The following is a 14,507-nucleotide window of genomic DNA, read 5'->3' as shown; positions in this document are numbered from 1 at the left end:
GCGGTTGTATTGATCTGTTTCAAAACAAATCCACGTTCCGCTTGCATTGATCACTGTTTTTTTATACAGTACTGTCTGTGTAAAGAATTTAACCCACTGGCGCTATCGCAGGCTGCACGGTTCACGTAGATGCGTCACGCGAATCCGCAACTGTAGAACGGCTGAAAGAACATATGGACGATAAAAAAGCTGTAGTACCCGCATCGGAAAAAGCCAAGGCGCTCGCCGCCGCACTGGCGCAGATCGAGAAGCAGTTTGGCAAAGGTTCGGTCATGCGCATGGATGCCAGCGCACCGATCGAAGAAGTGCAAGTCGTGTCGACCGGTTCGCTCGGCCTCGATATCGCGCTGGGCGTGGGCGGCTTGCCGCGCGGCCGCGTGGTGGAAATCTACGGTCCGGAATCGTCGGGTAAAACCACCTTGACCCTGCAAACCATCGCCGAAATGCAAAAACTGGGCGGCACGTGCGCCTTTATCGACGCCGAGCATGCGCTGGACGTCGGTTACGCGCAAAAGCTGGGCGTGAACCTGCACGAATTGCTGATCTCGCAACCGGACACGGGCGAGCAGGCACTGGAAATCTGCGACGCCCTCGTGCGTTCGGGCAGCGTCGACCTCGTCGTCATCGACTCCGTGGCCGCGCTGACGCCACGCGCCGAGATCGAAGGCGACATGGGCGATTCCCTGCCAGGCCTGCAAGCGCGCCTGATGTCGCAAGCCCTGCGCAAGCTGACCGGCTCCATCAACCGCACCAATACCCTGGTCATCTTCATCAACCAGATCCGCATGAAGATCGGCGTGATGTTCGGCAGCCCGGAAACAACCACGGGCGGCAATGCGCTGAAATTCTACGCCTCCGTGCGCCTCGATATCCGCCGCACCGGCTCGATCAAGTCCGGCGATGAAGTGATCGGCAACGAAACCAAGGTCAAGGTCGTCAAGAACAAGATCGCGCCACCGTTCAAGGAAGCGCACTTCGATATCTTGTACGGCGCAGGCACTTCGCGCGAAGGCGAAATCCTGGACCTGGGCTCGGATGCCAAGATCGTGGAAAAATCCGGCTCGTGGTACAGCTACAACGGCGAACGCATCGGCCAGGGCAAGGACAACGCCCGCGCCTTCCTGCAAGAGCGTCCGGCGCTGGCCCGCGAAATCGAAAACAAGGTCCGCGCTTCGCTGGGCGTGCGCGAACTGCCGCCGCTGGCTGCTGAAAAGCCGGAAAAAGCCGATAAAGCCGCCGACAAGGCTGCCAAGGCTGCGGAAGCCAAGCCAGAGTAGGTCGGATTAGCGCGGCAAAGCCGCGCGTAATCCGACAACGCCACAGACGTCAACAATGTTGTCGGATTACGGCCCAAGGGGCCTAATCCGACCTACGCATGGCTTGCCGCAAGGTAGGACCATGATCGCCGTCCCGCGCTGTTGCGCCGGGCGGCGATTGTGTTTGGGTGACGTGATCGTGGAATGAAAGACAAGGTGGGTGTATGGCCGCAGTACAACTAAGCCTGAAGGGCAGGGCGCTACGCTTTTTGTCGATGCGCGAACACAGCCGCATGGAATTGCGGCGCAAGCTGCAGCGCCATGCGCAGGAGGGCGATGACGTGGAAGCCTTGCTCGACAGCCTGGAGCAAGCCAACTGGCTGTCGCAGGAGCGCTTTTCCGAGTCGCTGATCCACCGCCGCTCGGCCCGCTTCGGCAACAGCCGCATCATGGCGGAGTTGCAAAGCCATGGCATCGGCGGCGAAGCGCTGCAGGAACTCAAGGCGGGCCTGGCCGAAGGCGAAGTTGCGCGCGCCTGCGACGTATGGCGCCGCAAGTTCGGGCAAGTGGCGCAGGACGCCGAGCAGCGCAGCAAGCAGATGCGCTTCCTGATGCAGCGCGGCTTTTCCCAGCGCGCCGTACAGGTGGCCTTGAAGGGGCTGGAGCCCGACGAGGAATAAGGCCGGCCAGGGCGCGCCGGCCGCCTTCGCCGTGCCGCCACGAACTGCGCTTTCAAACGCCGTCTGTTTCCCGTATGGCGACGCCGCGCGATCGGGTATGCTGGCGCTCGAACGCTGTGCGATGCGTACAGTCCCCTGACCGTGACAGGATCGAGATGAGCAACTGGAATGCCGGCTATATGGCCGAAATTGCCTATACCTATGGCTATTACGAAGAATTGAATCCTCTACGCCTGCGGCTGCCCCTGCTGGCCGCCGGCCTGGCCTTGCCGGCCAGCGGCACGGCTTGCGAACTGGGCTTTGGTCAGGGCGTCAGCGCCAACATCCATGCGGCGGCGTCCGCCACGCGCTGGCATGGCAATGATTTCAATCCGTCCCAGGCCGCCTTTGCGCAGGAGCTGGCCAGCGCGGCCGGCGCCGGCGCGCAATTTACGGACGAATCGTTCGCGCAGTTTTGCCGCCGCGACGACTTGCCCGATTTCGACTTCATCTGCCTGCACGGAATCTGGAGCTGGGTTTCGGCGGAAAATCGCGCGCTGATCGTCGACTTCCTGCGGCGCAAGCTGAAAGTCGGCGGTGTCGCCTTCATCAGCTACAACACGCAGCCAGGCTGGGCCGCAATGATGCCGATGCGCGACTTGCTGGCCGAACATAGCCGCGTCATGAGCGCCCCGGGCCAGGGCGTGCTGGCCAGAGTCGACGGCGCCATCGATTTCGTCGAGCGGATGATCGCCGTGCAACCGCGCTATCTGGACGCCAACCCGCAGCTGGCGGACCGCTTCGACAAGCTCAAGGCGATGGATGGACATTATCTTGCCCATGAGTATTTCAATGCCGACTGGCAGCCCATGGCTTTTTCCAGCGTCGCTGCCATGCTGGGCGAGGCCAAGCTCGAGTTCGTCGCGTCCGCCAACTATACCGCTCTGGTCGACATGCTGAACCTGACGGCCGAGCACCAGCAATTCCTGGCCGAGATACCCGATCCCATCTTCCGCGAGACGACGCGCGCCTTCCTTGTCAACGAACAGTTCCGCAAGGATTACTGGGTCAAGGGCGCGCGCAGGCTGACGCCGTTGGCCCAGGCCAGCGCCTTGCGGGCCGTGCGCGTGATGCTGGCCGTGCCCCGCGACGAAGTGGTGTTGAGCGTGCATGGCGTACTGGGCGACGCCGATATGGACGAGCGCGTGTATGCGCCCGTGCTTGACGCCATGGCCGACCATCGCGTGTACACGATAGGCGAACTGGAGCAGCAACTGGATGGCACTGAAGCGAGCCTGGCCGCCCTGCTGCAGGTCATGCTGGTGCTGGTCAGCAAAGGCAGCGTGCTTGCCGTCCAGGACGAGGCCGATGTCGCCGTGGCGCGGCCGCAAACGGCGCGCCTGAATGCGCACTTGCTGGAGCAAGCACTGGCAAGAACCGATTTGCACGTCCTTGCCAGCCCCCTGACGGGCGGTGGCGTGGTTGTATCGCATTTACAACAACTGTTCCTGTGGGCAAAACAGCAAGGTTGCTCAACGCCGCAAGAGTGTGTGCATGCGACGTGGCCGGTGCTGCTGCGCCTGGAGCAATTGCTGACGAAGGACGGGCAGCCCTTGCTGACGGAAGAGGAAAACCTGGCCGAACTGCTGGCGCACGCACAGTATTTTTCCGCGCGCACCTTGCCCGTTTTGCGTGCACTGGGGGTGGCCGATTGAAGCGCGGCGCCGGCCAGGCTGCCGGCGCTTGCATGCCCGACATCAGTTATTTGAATTCTGAATGGTAGTCATTCACTTTGCAATTTCTGTTAATGATTTGCGGCGGGCGGCAAGACCAATAAAAAATTATGTTGCGGCGCAACTAGCGCCCTGTGTGCTACACTTTTAGGGTTTTTGCGGCGCCGCAGGTGCGGTTGCTGTTCGTAGAAGCTGCGAACAGAGTGCTTTAGGCACATGGCTGCTTACTAATTATGGCCGCGCAAGCGGCATCGGTCTTATGCCCCTGTCAACTCCCGTATCCCGGCGCGCCCTACGGCACTCCCGCGTTATCGACGTCCAAGCGTATGTGCGCGACGACGGCCTGTGGGATATTGACGCCCATATCACCGACATCAAAAGCTATGACGCGACCCTGGCCTCCGGCCCCCGTCCCGCCGGCGCCCCTCTGCATGACCTCCACCTGCGCATTACCGTCGATCGCGAACTGACCATTGTCGAGGCCGAAGCTGCCTCCGATGCCGTGCCCTATCCCGGTTTTTGCGATACCATCGGCCCCGCTTACCGGGCGCTGATCGGTCTGAATTTATTGAAGAATTTCCGCCGCGACTTGAAACAGCGCCTGGCGGGAATCGCCGGCTGTACCCATTTGACGGAACTGGCGCAAGTCTTGCCGACTGCGACGGTTCAGGCATTTGCCGGCGATGTCTGGTCGACCCGCGACGGTGAGAATGCTGATTTGCCGCATGAAAAGCCGTTTCAACTCGACAAATGCCACGCCCTGCGCACCGATGGCGGGGCGGTTGCACAGTATTACCCGCGCTGGGTAGCCAAAGCGTGACCCCGGCGCTGTTTTTCCTGTTTTTTTTGCACCACTAACCGTATTTTTACAAATCAGTATCAGAAGGGAAGCCAGCATGAAAATCCATGAGTATCAAGCCAAAGAAATCCTCCGGCAGCACGGAGTGACGGTACCACGCGGTATTCCGTGCATGTCCGTCGAAGAAGCCGTCAAGGCTGCGGAAACCCTGGGCGGCCCGGTATGGGTCGTCAAGGCGCAGATCCACGCAGGTGGCCGCGGCAAGGGCGGCGGCGTGAAAGTGGCAAAATCGATGGAACAGGTCAAGGAATACGCTGACCAGATCATGGGCATGCAGCTGATCACGCATCAGACCAGCGCCGAAGGCCAGAAAGTCAACCGCCTGCTGGTGGAAGAAGGCGCCGACATCAAGCAAGAACTGTACGTTTCGCTGGTCACCGACCGCGTTACCCAGAAAATCGTCCTGATGGCATCGTCCGAAGGCGGCATGGACATCGAAGAAGTGGCCGAGAGCCACCCTGAGAAGATCCACCACGTCACCATCGATCCAGGCACGGGCCTGACCGATGCCCAGGCAGACGACATCGCCGCCAAGATCGGCGTGCCTGCCGGTTCGATCGCCGACGCCCGCGCCAACCTGCAAGGCCTGTACAAAGCGTACTGGGAAACCGATTGCTCGCTGGCCGAGATCAACCCGCTGATCGTTACCGGCAGCGGCAAAGTCATCGCCCTGGACGCCAAGTTCAACTTTGACCCGAACGCCCTGTTCCGTCATCCGGAAATCGTCGCCCTGCGCGATCTGGACGAAGAAGATCCAGCTGAAATCGAAGCGTCGAAATTCGACCTGGCCTACATTTCGCTCGACGGCAACATCGGTTGCCTGGTGAACGGCGCCGGCCTGGCCATGGCTACCATGGACACCATCAAGCTGTTCGGCGGCGAGCCAGCCAACTTCCTGGACGTCGGCGGCGGCGCCACGGCAGAAAAAGTCACCGAAGCGTTCAAGATCATGCTGAAAAACCCAGGCCTGAAAGCCATCCTGGTGAACATTTTCGGCGGCATCATGCGTTGCGACGTGATCGCTGAAGGCGTCATCGCCGCAGTGAAAGCCGTCTCGCTGAACGTGCCACTGGTCGTGCGCATGAAGGGCACCAACGAAGACCTGGGCAAAAAGATGCTGGCCGATTCCGGTCTGCCTATCATCGCAGCCGACACCATGGAAGATGCAGCCAAGAGCGTCGTTGCCGCTGCTGCCGGTCAAGCTTAATTAAGGAATCAACATGTCCATTCTGATCAATAAAGATACCAAAGTCGTTACCCAAGGGATCACCGGCAAGACCGGCCAGTTCCACACCCGCGGTTGCCGCGACTACGCGAACGGCAAAGCTGCCTTCGTGGCAGGCGTGAACCCGAAGAAAGCCGGCGAAGATTTCGAAGGCATTCCTATTTTCGCTAACGTGACCGAAGCGAAAAAAGAAACCGGCGCCAACGTTTCCGTGATCTACGTACCGCCAGCAGGCGCGGCAGCGGCGATCTGGGAAGCTGTCGAAGCTGAAATGGATCTGGCCATTTGCATCACCGAAGGCATTCCTGTCCGCGACATGATGGCCCTGAAAGACCGCATGGCCAAAGCCAACAGCAAAACCTTGCTGCTGGGCCCTAACTGCCCAGGCCTGATCACGCCAGACGAAATCAAGATCGGCATCATGCCAGGTCACATCCACAAGAAGGGCCGTATCGGCGTGGTGTCGCGTTCGGGCACCCTGACCTATGAAGCAGTGGGTCAATTGACCGCGCTGGGCCTGGGCCAATCGTCGGCAGTCGGCATCGGCGGCGACCCGATCAACGGTCTGAAGCACATCGACATCATGAAGATGTTCAATGACGATCCAGATACCGACGCGGTCATCATGATCGGCGAAATCGGTGGTCCGGACGAAGCCAACGCGGCTTACTGGATCAAAGACAACATGAAAAAACCGGTCGTTGGCTTCATCGCTGGCGTAACCGCTCCTCCAGGCAAGCGCATGGGCCACGCCGGCGCGCTGATCTCGGGCGGTGCCGATACGGCACAAGCCAAGCTGGAAATCATGGAAGCTTGCGGCATCACCGTGACCAAAAACCCGTCGGAAATGGCGCGTCTGCTGAAAGCCATGCTGTAATTTCAGCCTGGTCACCGCAGTACAAAAAAGGAGCTTCGGCTCCTTTTTTTTGCCCGCAAGACAGGCAGATTCCCGGCCTGGGCCGACAAGCCTGGTCCGAAACTGTCAAAAAGTGTCGCTTTTCTTTCCACTGCCACCGCCGCCGCCCGGGCGCGCCGCTGGCATGGCGCTTGCACCGTGAACTGCGTGAGCAATGCACCATGGGAGGATACGATGCGCGCGCAAAGCGGATTTACCCTGATAGAACTGATGATCGTGGTGGCCATCGCCAGCATCCTGGCGGCCGTGGCCATTCCCCAGTACGGCGACTATACGATGCGGGCCAAGGTCAGCAACGTGCTGGCGGCGGCCGCGCCGCTGAAAACGGCCGTGGCCCTGTGCGTGCAGGAAAACGGCGGCCTGGCGGCTGCCTGCAGCACCCCCACCGAGGCCGTGCCCAGCGCCATTCCCTTGTTCAGTCCGACGCGCGAAGTGGCCGGCGCCAAGGTCGACAAGGGCAATATCGAGCTGACCCTGGCGGGCGACCTGGGCAGCGGCATGGGCGGCCAGACGGTGAACATGGAGTTGCAGCTCGGCAGCAGCAGCTTGAGCTGGTTCAACAGCACCAGCGTGACGAATGCGGCGGCCAAGGAGGCCATTACCCGCACGAATATTCCCAAGGTGGTGGCGACGCAGTGAGCGGCGCCTGCCGCGCCGGCATCAGACGATTTTTTGCCGGTCCGCGATCAGCGCTTCATACGTGAGGTTTTGCAGCAAGGTGTAATGGGTCGGTTCCAGGTCGATGAATTGCACGCCATACGTATAGATTTCGGCCACCCCGGCCGCATGGCCATTGGACGGCTTGCCCACGCTGACGTTCTGGATGCGGGCGCGCGTGTTGACGCGCATCTGATGCTTGTTCGGTTGCACCAGCAAGGTAAAGCTCAGTGCCACGCCTTCGTCGTCGGGCGTGAGCATGCTGGGCGCCTCGATCAGCGCGCCCGAGACGCTGAGGTTGACGATGAACACGGGCACGGCCGGCACGTCGCGGTAGCTCAGCTGCGCTGGAATCTCCACTTTCACGCGCATGGCCGTGCGCAGGCTGGTGCCCTGGATGGCGTCGGGAAAGCTCAGGTGCACATAATTGAGCGGACGGCCGAAGATGCGCAGCACGCTGCAGGAAAACGAGCAGACGGTGACGCCGGAAAATACGCGGATGGTCAGCTTGTCGCCCTCGTTGAGCACGATCGCAGCGCCGTTTTCCATGGGAATCTTGACGATCAAATACTCGTCTTTCACATAGCCGATCACGGTCGAGAAATGCTGGATGGGTTTGATGGTGCGGTGCGTGATGAACTGGATGCGTCCGCCCACCTGCAGATTCATGGCCTCGAACTCGAAGTCCTGGAGCTTGGTTTCGGCGGCGGGCTTGTTGCTTGTCATGCGATGCTCATCTGGATATGGTCGATTCGCAGTATGCATGATTTCTTGATGAAAAAGCATTTATATCAATGAAATTCATTTTTGCATAGAAAAATGCCATGGGCACATGCAGGGGCGTGGTGCACGCTTTACAATGGGATCAACATTGACGAATGTGAATCTTATGCCGCGCAGCTACTTCTGGACCATGTTGTTCCTCATCCTGCATCAAATCGACGCTGCCTACTGGAAAGAATGGGAAATGTTTCATTTGCCGGGCGGCGTGCAGGGCTTTCTCGTGTTTAACCTGGCGGCGATTGCCCTGGTGCTGGTTGGCTACCGGCACGTATTGCTGGCAACCCCGCAGGCGACCCTGTATGCGGGTGTCTGCGTCGCGCTGGGCGTGGGCACCTTCCTGATCCACGCCGGCTTCGCACTGGCAGGGCTGGAACAATTCCACCTGCCCCTGTGCGTGGCCATCATCGCGCTGTGCCTGGCCAGTGCCGTGTGGCTGCTGCGCGACTTGCGCCGCGCCCAGATTCATCTTGCGCGCCAGGCAGCATAGTTACACCTCGGCGTGCCAATCGCCCGACTTGCCGCCATGCTTTTCCAGCACGCGCACATTCGTCATCACCATGCCGCGGTCGACGGCCTTGCACATGTCGTAGATCGTCAACAAGCCGATTTGCACGGACGTCAGCGCTTCCATTTCGACGCCCGTCTTGCCCGTGGTGTCGACCTGGGCGCGGCAGTGCACGCTGTTGGCCGCTTCGTCCACTTCAAAGTCGACGGTGACGCGCGTGAGGGCCAGCGGGTGGCACAGGGGAATCAGGTCGCTCGTGCGCTTGGCGCCCATGATGGCGGCGATGCGGGCGATGCCCAGCACGTCGCCTTTTTTTGCATTGCCGGAAATGATCAGGGCCAGGGTGGCCGGCTGCATGCGGATGGTGCCGGCCGCCACGGCGCTGCGGCGCGTGTCTTCCTTGCTGCCCACGTCGACCATATGGGCCTGGCCCGTGGCGTCGAAATGGGTCAGTTCTCCGGCGGGGGCTTGCTTGTCTGCTGTTGTCATGGCGTCAAAAATAGGTGAGGAGTGGGGCGCGGCACGCGTGGGAATGGGTGCCGCTAACAAGGTATGATAGCACCCGTGAATTCAAAAACTCCCCTTCCGACCATACTTGCAAACGCCGCTGCGGCATGGCTGCGCGGCTCCCGGCGCGCGTCGGTGCTGGCCGCCTTCTGCGTCGCAGTGCCGTCTGCGCTGGCGCAAACCTATACGTCCGCGCCAGCGGTGCCGGCTGCCAGTGCGCCGGCCAAGCCGGCCGGCAGCTGGACGCAACTGCCCGTGCCGCCCGCGCCGAACCTGCCGAACCTGGGCGATACGTCGCGCGAAGACCTGTCGCCGGCGATGGAGCGCAAGATCGGCGAGGAAATCATGCGGGGCCTGCGCGGCGACCGCGATTACCTCGATGACGCGCCCTTGCTCGAGTACCTGAACACCTTCGGCAACGCCCTCGTGGCGGCGCGGCCGAGCGTGCGCGGCGAAACGAATTACGACTATTTCTTCTTTGCCGTGCGCGATCCCCAGTTGAACGCGTTTGCCTTGCCGGGCGGCTTCATCGGCGTGCACTCGGCCCTCGTGCTGGCGGCGCAAACGGAGGCGGAACTGGCGTCCGTGCTGTCGCACGAGATCGGCCACGTGGCGCAGCGCCATATCGCGCGCATGCTGGGCCAGCAGCGCCAGGATGCCTTGATGCCGCTGGCGGCCATGCTGCTGGCGGCGCTCGCGTCGCGCGCGGGCGGCGACGTGGCCATGGGCGTGTTTGCCGCCGGCCAGGGCCTGGCCATCCAGCGCCAGCTCAATTTCGGCCGCGACGCGGAACGCGAGGCGGACCGCATCGGTTTCCAGATCATGGGCGAGGCCGGTTTCGATACCACCGGCATGGTGGCCTTCTTCGGGCGCATGCAGGCTGCCAGCCGCTCGTACAGCGACCTGATGCCCGCCTATCTGCAGACCCATCCGCTGACGACGGAACGTATCGCCGACATCCAGGCGCGCATCCGCGAACAGCCTTACAAGCAGCGGGCGGACAGCCTGAGTTTCCACCTGGCCCGGGCGCGCGCCCGCGTGCTGCAGGATGAAAGCGTGCAAGGCCTGCTGAATGCCAAGGCTGTTTTCAAGACGCAGCTGGAACAGCAAAGCCGCTTTCAGGTGACGGCCGCCCATTACGGCTTGTCCTTTGTCGCCGTCAAGCAGGGCAAGCCGGCGGAGGCGCAAAAGGAACTCGATGCGGCCAATGCGGCCCTGCACCAGCCGGCCGGACCGAACGTGTTTACCTCGGGCGGCACGCAGGCGCCCAATTCCCTGCTGGCGGCGATGGAACTGGAAGTGCTGTTGATGCCGGCACAAAAGAAGGAAGTGGCGCAGCAAGCCCTGAAGGCGGCCGATGCTGCGCGCCAGCAGTTTCCCCTCTCGCGCGGCATTGCCCACCAGTATGCGGAAGCGCTGATGGCGGCCGGCAAGCTGGAGCAATCGACCTTGTATTTGCGTGACCAGGTGCAGCTCTACAAGGAAGAGCCGGAACTCTACGATTTACTGGCAAAAGCCTATGCGGACCAGGGCAAGATGACCTTGCAGCACATGGCGCTGGCCGAATCCTACGTGCTGCAGGGCGCCACCATGGCTGCGCTGGACCAGCTGACGATCGCCCGCAAATCGACGGACGCGACCTTTTATGACCAGGCCGTGATCGACGCGCGCGAGCGCGAGCTGCAGGAAAAGCGCCGCGAGCAGATCAAGGACCAGAAGGGCTAGTCCGTATCGGCTTGCGGCACCGGCTGGAAGCCGAAGGTTTGCGGCACGTCATCGTAGCGCAGCGGCTGGACGGCGATCTCCTTGCCGTCATGCAATAGGGTCAGCGTGCCCCGGCGTTCTTGCAGCCAGGTCAGCAAGTCGTCGTCGCTGGCCAGCTGTCCATCGAAATACAGCGCGTCCAACACTTGCGAAATGTCGCGGTCGTCGACCTGCGCCACGATATCGCCATGGCGCAAGATCAGCATGCCGTCGTCGCACCAATACACTTGCTCGATCTGTTCCAGCGGCGCACCCGTCTGCAAGACAAAACCGTGCTGCGGATCGCTGCGGGCGATATACGGCGTCGCTTCCAGATTCACATACACGCGCTGCGGGCCGTTCTGGAAAAACCAGCAGCCGCGTTCGTCCTGGGCGTAATTGCGGTTGATGAAATTCAACAGGGCCGCATGGACGATCTTGTCGCCGGGCAGTTGTTGCTGTTGCGCCTGCTGGTCGCGCATGCGCCAGTGGCCGCGCGCGTCCAGGCCCAGCCAGCCGTAGCAGTGGGGCACGTTCGGCCATTTGGCCAGGGCCTGTTTGACGAGTTCATCCATGTGTAGCGTTTTCCGTGTGAGTGCGTGCACCGCCAGCGTGCCAGCTTTGCGGTGCGGACGGCGCCATGTTGCCGTTTTCAAAAAAGGAGAGCAGCCGTTGCGGCAGCCAGCGTGTGCTTCCCGGCAGCTTGCCGGCCGCAAAGCCGACGTGGCCGCCGTGGCGCGGATACTCGAGCGCGACGTTCGGCGCGGCGCTGCGCGGCAGGAAGCGCCCGGGCAGGAAAGGATCGTTTTGCGCATTCAATACCAGGGTCGGCACGGTGATGTCATGCAAGACGTGCTTGGCGCTGGCGCGGTGCCAGTAATCGTCGGCGTCGCGGTAGCCGTGCAGGGGCGCCGTGACGACGTTGTCGAAGGCGTGCAAATCGCGCGCGGCCAGCATGGCGTCGCGCGCAAACAGGCCGGGAAACTGTTCCAGCTTGGCCAGGCATTTCGGTTTCAAGGTGTTCAGGAACATGCGCGTGTAGAGCCGGTTGGCGCCCGAAGACAGGGCCTTGCCTCCCTGCGCCAGGTCCAGCGGGGCGGACACGGCCGCTGCCGCATCGATGAAATCGGCCTGGTGCTGCGACTGGCCCAGCCAGCACAGCAGGGCGTTGCCGCCCAGCGAGACGCCGGCCGCGTACAATTTTCCGGTGGCGCGCGGGCGCAGGCGCTGCACGATCCAGTCCACTTCCTGCGCATCGCCCGAATGGTAAAAGCGGGGCGCCAGGTTCGCTTCGCCCGAGCAGCCGCGAAAATGCGGCACGGCGCCCGACCAGCCGCGCGCGGCCACCTCGGCCATCAGGGAGCGCGCGTAATGGCTGTTCGACGAGCCTTCCAGGCCGTGGAACAGGACGACGAAGGGCTGGCCCGGCTGGCCGTCGACCAGGTCGACGTCGATGAAATCGCCATCGGGCGCTTGCCAGCGTTCGCGTCGGAAGGCCACGGCCGGCTTGGCGAGGCACACGGCGGGATAAATCGTCTGCGCGTGGCCGCCAGGCAGCCACAGCGGGGCGGTGTAGGAAAGAGACAAGGCCATCAGTGCAGGATTTGCGTCCCCGCGGCGTCGGACGGCGCGCCGCCGGGGGCGACGGAGGCGTGGTGCAGCACGATGCGCCAGCCGCGCGGTGTTTTTACGTACACATTCGTTGCCAGCAGGTGCGCCGGGCCGCCTTCTTCCTGGGTCACGCCTTCGATCACCGTGTGCACCGAACTCATCAGATTGTGCGTTTCATGCAGCTGCGCCGGCACGATGTGCAGGCCGCCGGCGGCCAGGATGGTTTCCCACGAGGCGCGGATGGCGGCGTGGCCGATCAGGCGCGCGCCGCCCGGGTGGATGCAGACGATCTCTTCATCGTCGGCCCACAGCGCCATCAGCGCTTCGAGGTCGGCGCGGTGCAAGGCATCGTAGAACGCCGCTTCGACTTCGGCGGCGCTGCCATTGAGTTCTTTCAGACGTTTCATGACGGCTCCGGGCTGATCGGTATATTTTGATGCAAATAAAAACGGCGCGCTGGGGGCGCGCCGCTGGGCAGTTTAATGATGGCCGGCGCTGGCGCCTTCCTTCAGCGTGTAGGCCGTGCCGCAGTACGGGCACTTGGCGACGCCGTCCTTGTTAAATTCCAGGAACACGCGCGGATGCGACGACCACAGCGGCATGGCCGGGTTAGGGCAGTGGGCTGGCAAGTCTTTACTGTCGAGTTCGACCGCTGGCTGGGTGGTTTTTGTCATCTTGTCATGCTCCGTGAGGCTGTATGGAAGGAAGGCGGCTGCTGCCAAAAGCACGATTTTAACGGATTCAGGCAGACAGCAAAAATCATGGCTAAAATGGCGGCTCGATCATCTTCGGCTGCGGCGCGGTTTTTCGCGACAATATGGCAGCCGTAGCGCCACCCTGACTGGATTTGCCTTGCCGGTATCACCGTTGCGGAGCTTTTCTCCGCGCACCATTGTTGTGCAGTTACCACACTCTCTCCGCCGGAGCGCCGCGTGAACGCCGTCCCGGCCGCCAAGGACGACGCCCTGCTGAAAGATGCCTGGCGCGCCGGCCTGAACCTGGGCGCGCCCACCTTGCTGGGCATTGCCGCCTGGGGCATGGTGGTGGGCGTGGCCATGGTGAAAAGCGGATTGACGGTGGCGCAGGCGGGCGCCATGACCCTGCTTGTCTTTGCCGGCTCGGCCCAGCTCGCGTCCTTGCCCCTGCTGGCCGCGCAGGCGCCCGTGTGGGTGATCTTTGCCACGGCCCTCGTCGTCAATTTGCGGTTTGTCATCTTTTCCGTGCTGCTGGCTCCCCATTTTGCCCATCTGCCGTGGCGCCAGCGCTTTGCGCTCGGCTATGTGGCCGGCGACATCACGGTGGGCCTGTTCCTGCAGCGCTACCCCCATGAAACGCCGGACCCGGCCAAGCTGCCTTTCCTGAAAGGCTTGATCTATCCCAACTGGCTGGCCTGGCAAACCGGTTCCTTCATCGGCATCGTGCTGGGCGCCGTCGTGCCGGCCGAATGGGGGCTGGGCTTTGCCGGCACCCTGGCGATCCTGTGCGTGACGGTGCCGCTGATCCTCAGTCGCGCCGCCCTGTGCGGCGTGCTGGTGGCGGGCGCGGTGGCCGTGCTGGCCTTCGGCCTGCCGTACAAGCTGGGCTTGCTGGTAGCCGTCGTGGTGGGCATGGTCAGCGCCATGGCCGTGGAAGAATTGACAGAAAAATGGACAAAACGCCATGTTTGACGGCATCGACTTGGGCCGGGCCGACGTGTGGATCGCCATCGCCGTGCTGGTGGTGGCAACGGCCGCCACGCGCAGCACCTTCTGGCTGATCGGCCATCACATCACGATCCCGCGCCGCGTGGGCGAGATGCTGCGCTATGCGCCAGCCTGCGCGCTGGCGGCCATCATCGCGCCCGACCTGCTGATGGATGGGCAGCAAGTGCACTTTGAATTATCGAATTTGAAACTCTTGTCGGGGATTGCCGCCACGCTCTTTTTCGTGATCCGCCGCAATATGCTGCAAACCATCGTCTTCGGCATGCTGGTTTTCACGGGCTTGCGACTGTTGCATGTTTTTCAGTAAAGCAGGACAAATCGGCGATTTGGTCTGGTCATTGCGGTAAAAT

General features: G+C 62.1%; 17 protein-coding genes. 11 read left to right on the top strand and 6 right to left on the bottom strand.

Going from position 1 to position 14,507, the window contains the following annotated elements:
• The first annotated feature begins 173 nt into the window (after window positions 1–173).
• The 7 genes from recA (at window position 174) to BLU39_RS08370 (ending at window position 7,287) form a co-directional block, all read left to right on the top strand.
• On the top strand, window positions 174–1,277 hold the full coding sequence (gene recA, locus BLU39_RS08400) for a recombinase RecA (RefSeq protein WP_034746069.1): 1,104 nt from the start codon (window positions 174–176) through the stop codon (window positions 1,275–1,277).
• Window positions 1,278–1,480: 203 nt separating this feature from the next.
• Window positions 1,481–1,936, top strand: a complete 456-nt coding sequence (gene recX, locus BLU39_RS08395) for a recombination regulator RecX (protein ID WP_092711843.1) — start codon at window positions 1,481–1,483, stop codon at window positions 1,934–1,936.
• Between the two features lie 155 nt (window positions 1,937–2,091).
• A complete protein-coding gene (locus tag BLU39_RS08390) occupies window positions 2,092–3,630 on the top strand; it encodes a class I SAM-dependent methyltransferase (protein ID WP_092711841.1) in 1,539 nt (512 codons plus the stop codon).
• Window positions 3,631–3,907: 277 nt separating this feature from the next.
• The gene (locus tag BLU39_RS08385) at window positions 3,908–4,468 is read left to right on the top strand and encodes a DUF2889 domain-containing protein (RefSeq protein WP_092711839.1); all 561 of its coding nucleotides are present in this window, start codon (window positions 3,908–3,910) and stop codon (window positions 4,466–4,468) included.
• Between the two features lie 76 nt (window positions 4,469–4,544).
• Entirely contained in the window at window positions 4,545–5,714 is a 1,170-nt protein-coding gene (sucC, locus tag BLU39_RS08380; RefSeq protein WP_092711837.1) for an ADP-forming succinate--CoA ligase subunit beta, read from the top strand.
• 13 nt (window positions 5,715–5,727) lie between these two features.
• Window positions 5,728–6,609 carry a succinate--CoA ligase subunit alpha gene (gene sucD, locus BLU39_RS08375; RefSeq protein ID WP_034746085.1) on the top strand — a complete coding sequence of 294 codons (882 nt, stop codon included), beginning with the start codon at window positions 5,728–5,730 and terminating at the stop codon, window positions 6,607–6,609.
• Between the two features lie 213 nt (window positions 6,610–6,822).
• Window positions 6,823–7,287 (top strand): pilin, encoded by a 465-nt coding sequence (locus tag BLU39_RS08370; protein WP_092711835.1) that lies wholly within the window; start codon window positions 6,823–6,825, stop codon window positions 7,285–7,287.
• A 21-nt stretch (window positions 7,288–7,308) separates the two neighbouring features.
• On the opposite strand, the gene BLU39_RS08365 is transcribed toward BLU39_RS08370, so the two are convergent.
• Entirely contained in the window at window positions 7,309–8,031 is a 723-nt protein-coding gene (locus BLU39_RS08365) for a flagellar brake protein (protein WP_092711833.1), read from the bottom strand.
• A gap of 163 nt (window positions 8,032–8,194) precedes the next feature.
• Here BLU39_RS08365 and BLU39_RS08360 point away from each other — a divergent pair, with 163 nt between their 5' ends.
• Window positions 8,195–8,575 (top strand): DUF6713 family protein, encoded by a 381-nt coding sequence (locus BLU39_RS08360; protein WP_092711831.1) that lies wholly within the window; start codon window positions 8,195–8,197, stop codon window positions 8,573–8,575.
• Here BLU39_RS08360 and moaC read toward each other — a convergent pair whose 3' ends face one another.
• Window positions 8,576–9,082, bottom strand: a complete 507-nt coding sequence (gene moaC / locus BLU39_RS08355; RefSeq protein ID WP_034746095.1) for a cyclic pyranopterin monophosphate synthase MoaC — start codon at window positions 9,080–9,082, stop codon at window positions 8,576–8,578. It abuts the gene before it with no gap.
• A gap of 153 nt (window positions 9,083–9,235) precedes the next feature.
• Here moaC and BLU39_RS08350 point away from each other — a divergent pair, with 153 nt between their 5' ends.
• Window positions 9,236–10,825: a beta-barrel assembly-enhancing protease gene (locus BLU39_RS08350; protein WP_092711829.1), complete on the top strand. Its 1,590-nt coding sequence runs from the start codon at window positions 9,236–9,238 to the stop codon at window positions 10,823–10,825.
• Here BLU39_RS08350 and BLU39_RS08345 read toward each other — a convergent pair.
• The 4 genes from BLU39_RS08345 to BLU39_RS08330 form a co-directional block, all read right to left on the bottom strand.
• Window positions 10,822–11,418: a DUF2946 family protein gene (locus tag BLU39_RS08345; RefSeq protein ID WP_092711827.1), complete on the bottom strand. Its 597-nt coding sequence runs from the start codon at window positions 11,416–11,418 to the stop codon at window positions 10,822–10,824. The genes BLU39_RS08350 and BLU39_RS08345 overlap by 4 nt on opposite strands.
• A complete protein-coding gene (locus BLU39_RS08340; protein WP_092711825.1) occupies window positions 11,411–12,436 on the bottom strand; it encodes a YheT family hydrolase in 1,026 nt (341 codons plus the stop codon). The genes BLU39_RS08345 and BLU39_RS08340 overlap by 8 nt, the downstream gene beginning before the upstream one ends.
• Entirely contained in the window at window positions 12,436–12,861 is a 426-nt protein-coding gene (locus tag BLU39_RS08335; RefSeq protein ID WP_092711823.1) for a YybH family protein, read from the bottom strand. The genes BLU39_RS08340 and BLU39_RS08335 overlap by 1 nt, the downstream gene beginning before the upstream one ends.
• Before the next feature lie 72 nt (window positions 12,862–12,933).
• A complete protein-coding gene (locus BLU39_RS08330; protein ID WP_034746106.1) occupies window positions 12,934–13,128 on the bottom strand; it encodes a zinc-finger domain-containing protein in 195 nt (64 codons plus the stop codon).
• A gap of 258 nt (window positions 13,129–13,386) precedes the next feature.
• Here BLU39_RS08330 and BLU39_RS08325 point away from each other — a divergent pair, with 258 nt between their 5' ends.
• Entirely contained in the window at window positions 13,387–14,121 is a 735-nt protein-coding gene (locus BLU39_RS08325; RefSeq protein WP_092711821.1) for an AzlC family ABC transporter permease, read from the top strand.
• On the top strand, window positions 14,114–14,464 hold the full coding sequence (locus BLU39_RS08320; protein ID WP_092711819.1) for an AzlD domain-containing protein: 351 nt from the start codon (window positions 14,114–14,116) through the stop codon (window positions 14,462–14,464). Before BLU39_RS08325 ends, BLU39_RS08320 begins: the two co-directional genes overlap by 8 nt.
• Window positions 14,465–14,507: the final 43 nt, after the last annotated feature.

This window comes from Janthinobacterium sp. OK676, from assembly GCF_900103595.1.
In the GTDB taxonomy this organism is placed as follows: Bacteria; Pseudomonadota; Gammaproteobacteria; order Burkholderiales; family Burkholderiaceae_D; genus Janthinobacterium.
This window is presented reverse-complemented; position numbering and strand designations above follow the sequence as displayed.

Excerpts from the sequence above, each read along its gene's own strand:
- recA (WP_034746069.1), top strand. The coding sequence starts at position 174 with ATGGACGATAAAAAAGCTGTAGTACCCGCATCGGAAAAAGCCAAGGCG.
- recX (WP_092711843.1), top strand. The coding sequence starts at position 1,481 with ATGGCCGCAGTACAACTAAGCCTGAAGGGCAGGGCGCTACGCTTTTTG.
- BLU39_RS08390 (WP_092711841.1), top strand. The coding sequence starts at position 2,092 with ATGAGCAACTGGAATGCCGGCTATATGGCCGAAATTGCCTATACCTAT.
- BLU39_RS08385 (WP_092711839.1), top strand. The coding sequence starts at position 3,908 with ATGCCCCTGTCAACTCCCGTATCCCGGCGCGCCCTACGGCACTCCCGC.
- sucC (WP_092711837.1), top strand. The coding sequence starts at position 4,545 with ATGAAAATCCATGAGTATCAAGCCAAAGAAATCCTCCGGCAGCACGGA.
- sucD (WP_034746085.1), top strand. The coding sequence starts at position 5,728 with ATGTCCATTCTGATCAATAAAGATACCAAAGTCGTTACCCAAGGGATC.
- BLU39_RS08370 (WP_092711835.1), top strand. The coding sequence starts at position 6,823 with ATGCGCGCGCAAAGCGGATTTACCCTGATAGAACTGATGATCGTGGTG.
- BLU39_RS08365 (WP_092711833.1), bottom strand. The coding sequence starts at position 8,031 with ATGACAAGCAACAAGCCCGCCGCCGAAACCAAGCTCCAGGACTTCGAG.
- BLU39_RS08360 (WP_092711831.1), top strand. The coding sequence starts at position 8,195 with ATGCCGCGCAGCTACTTCTGGACCATGTTGTTCCTCATCCTGCATCAA.
- moaC (WP_034746095.1), bottom strand. The coding sequence starts at position 9,082 with ATGACAACAGCAGACAAGCAAGCCCCCGCCGGAGAACTGACCCATTTC.
- BLU39_RS08345 (WP_092711827.1), bottom strand. The coding sequence starts at position 11,418 with ATGGATGAACTCGTCAAACAGGCCCTGGCCAAATGGCCGAACGTGCCC.
- BLU39_RS08340 (WP_092711825.1), bottom strand. The coding sequence starts at position 12,436 with ATGGCCTTGTCTCTTTCCTACACCGCCCCGCTGTGGCTGCCTGGCGGC.
- BLU39_RS08335 (WP_092711823.1), bottom strand. The coding sequence starts at position 12,861 with ATGAAACGTCTGAAAGAACTCAATGGCAGCGCCGCCGAAGTCGAAGCG.
- BLU39_RS08330 (WP_034746106.1), bottom strand. The coding sequence starts at position 13,128 with ATGACAAAAACCACCCAGCCAGCGGTCGAACTCGACAGTAAAGACTTG.
- BLU39_RS08320 (WP_092711819.1), top strand. The coding sequence starts at position 14,114 with ATGTTTGACGGCATCGACTTGGGCCGGGCCGACGTGTGGATCGCCATC.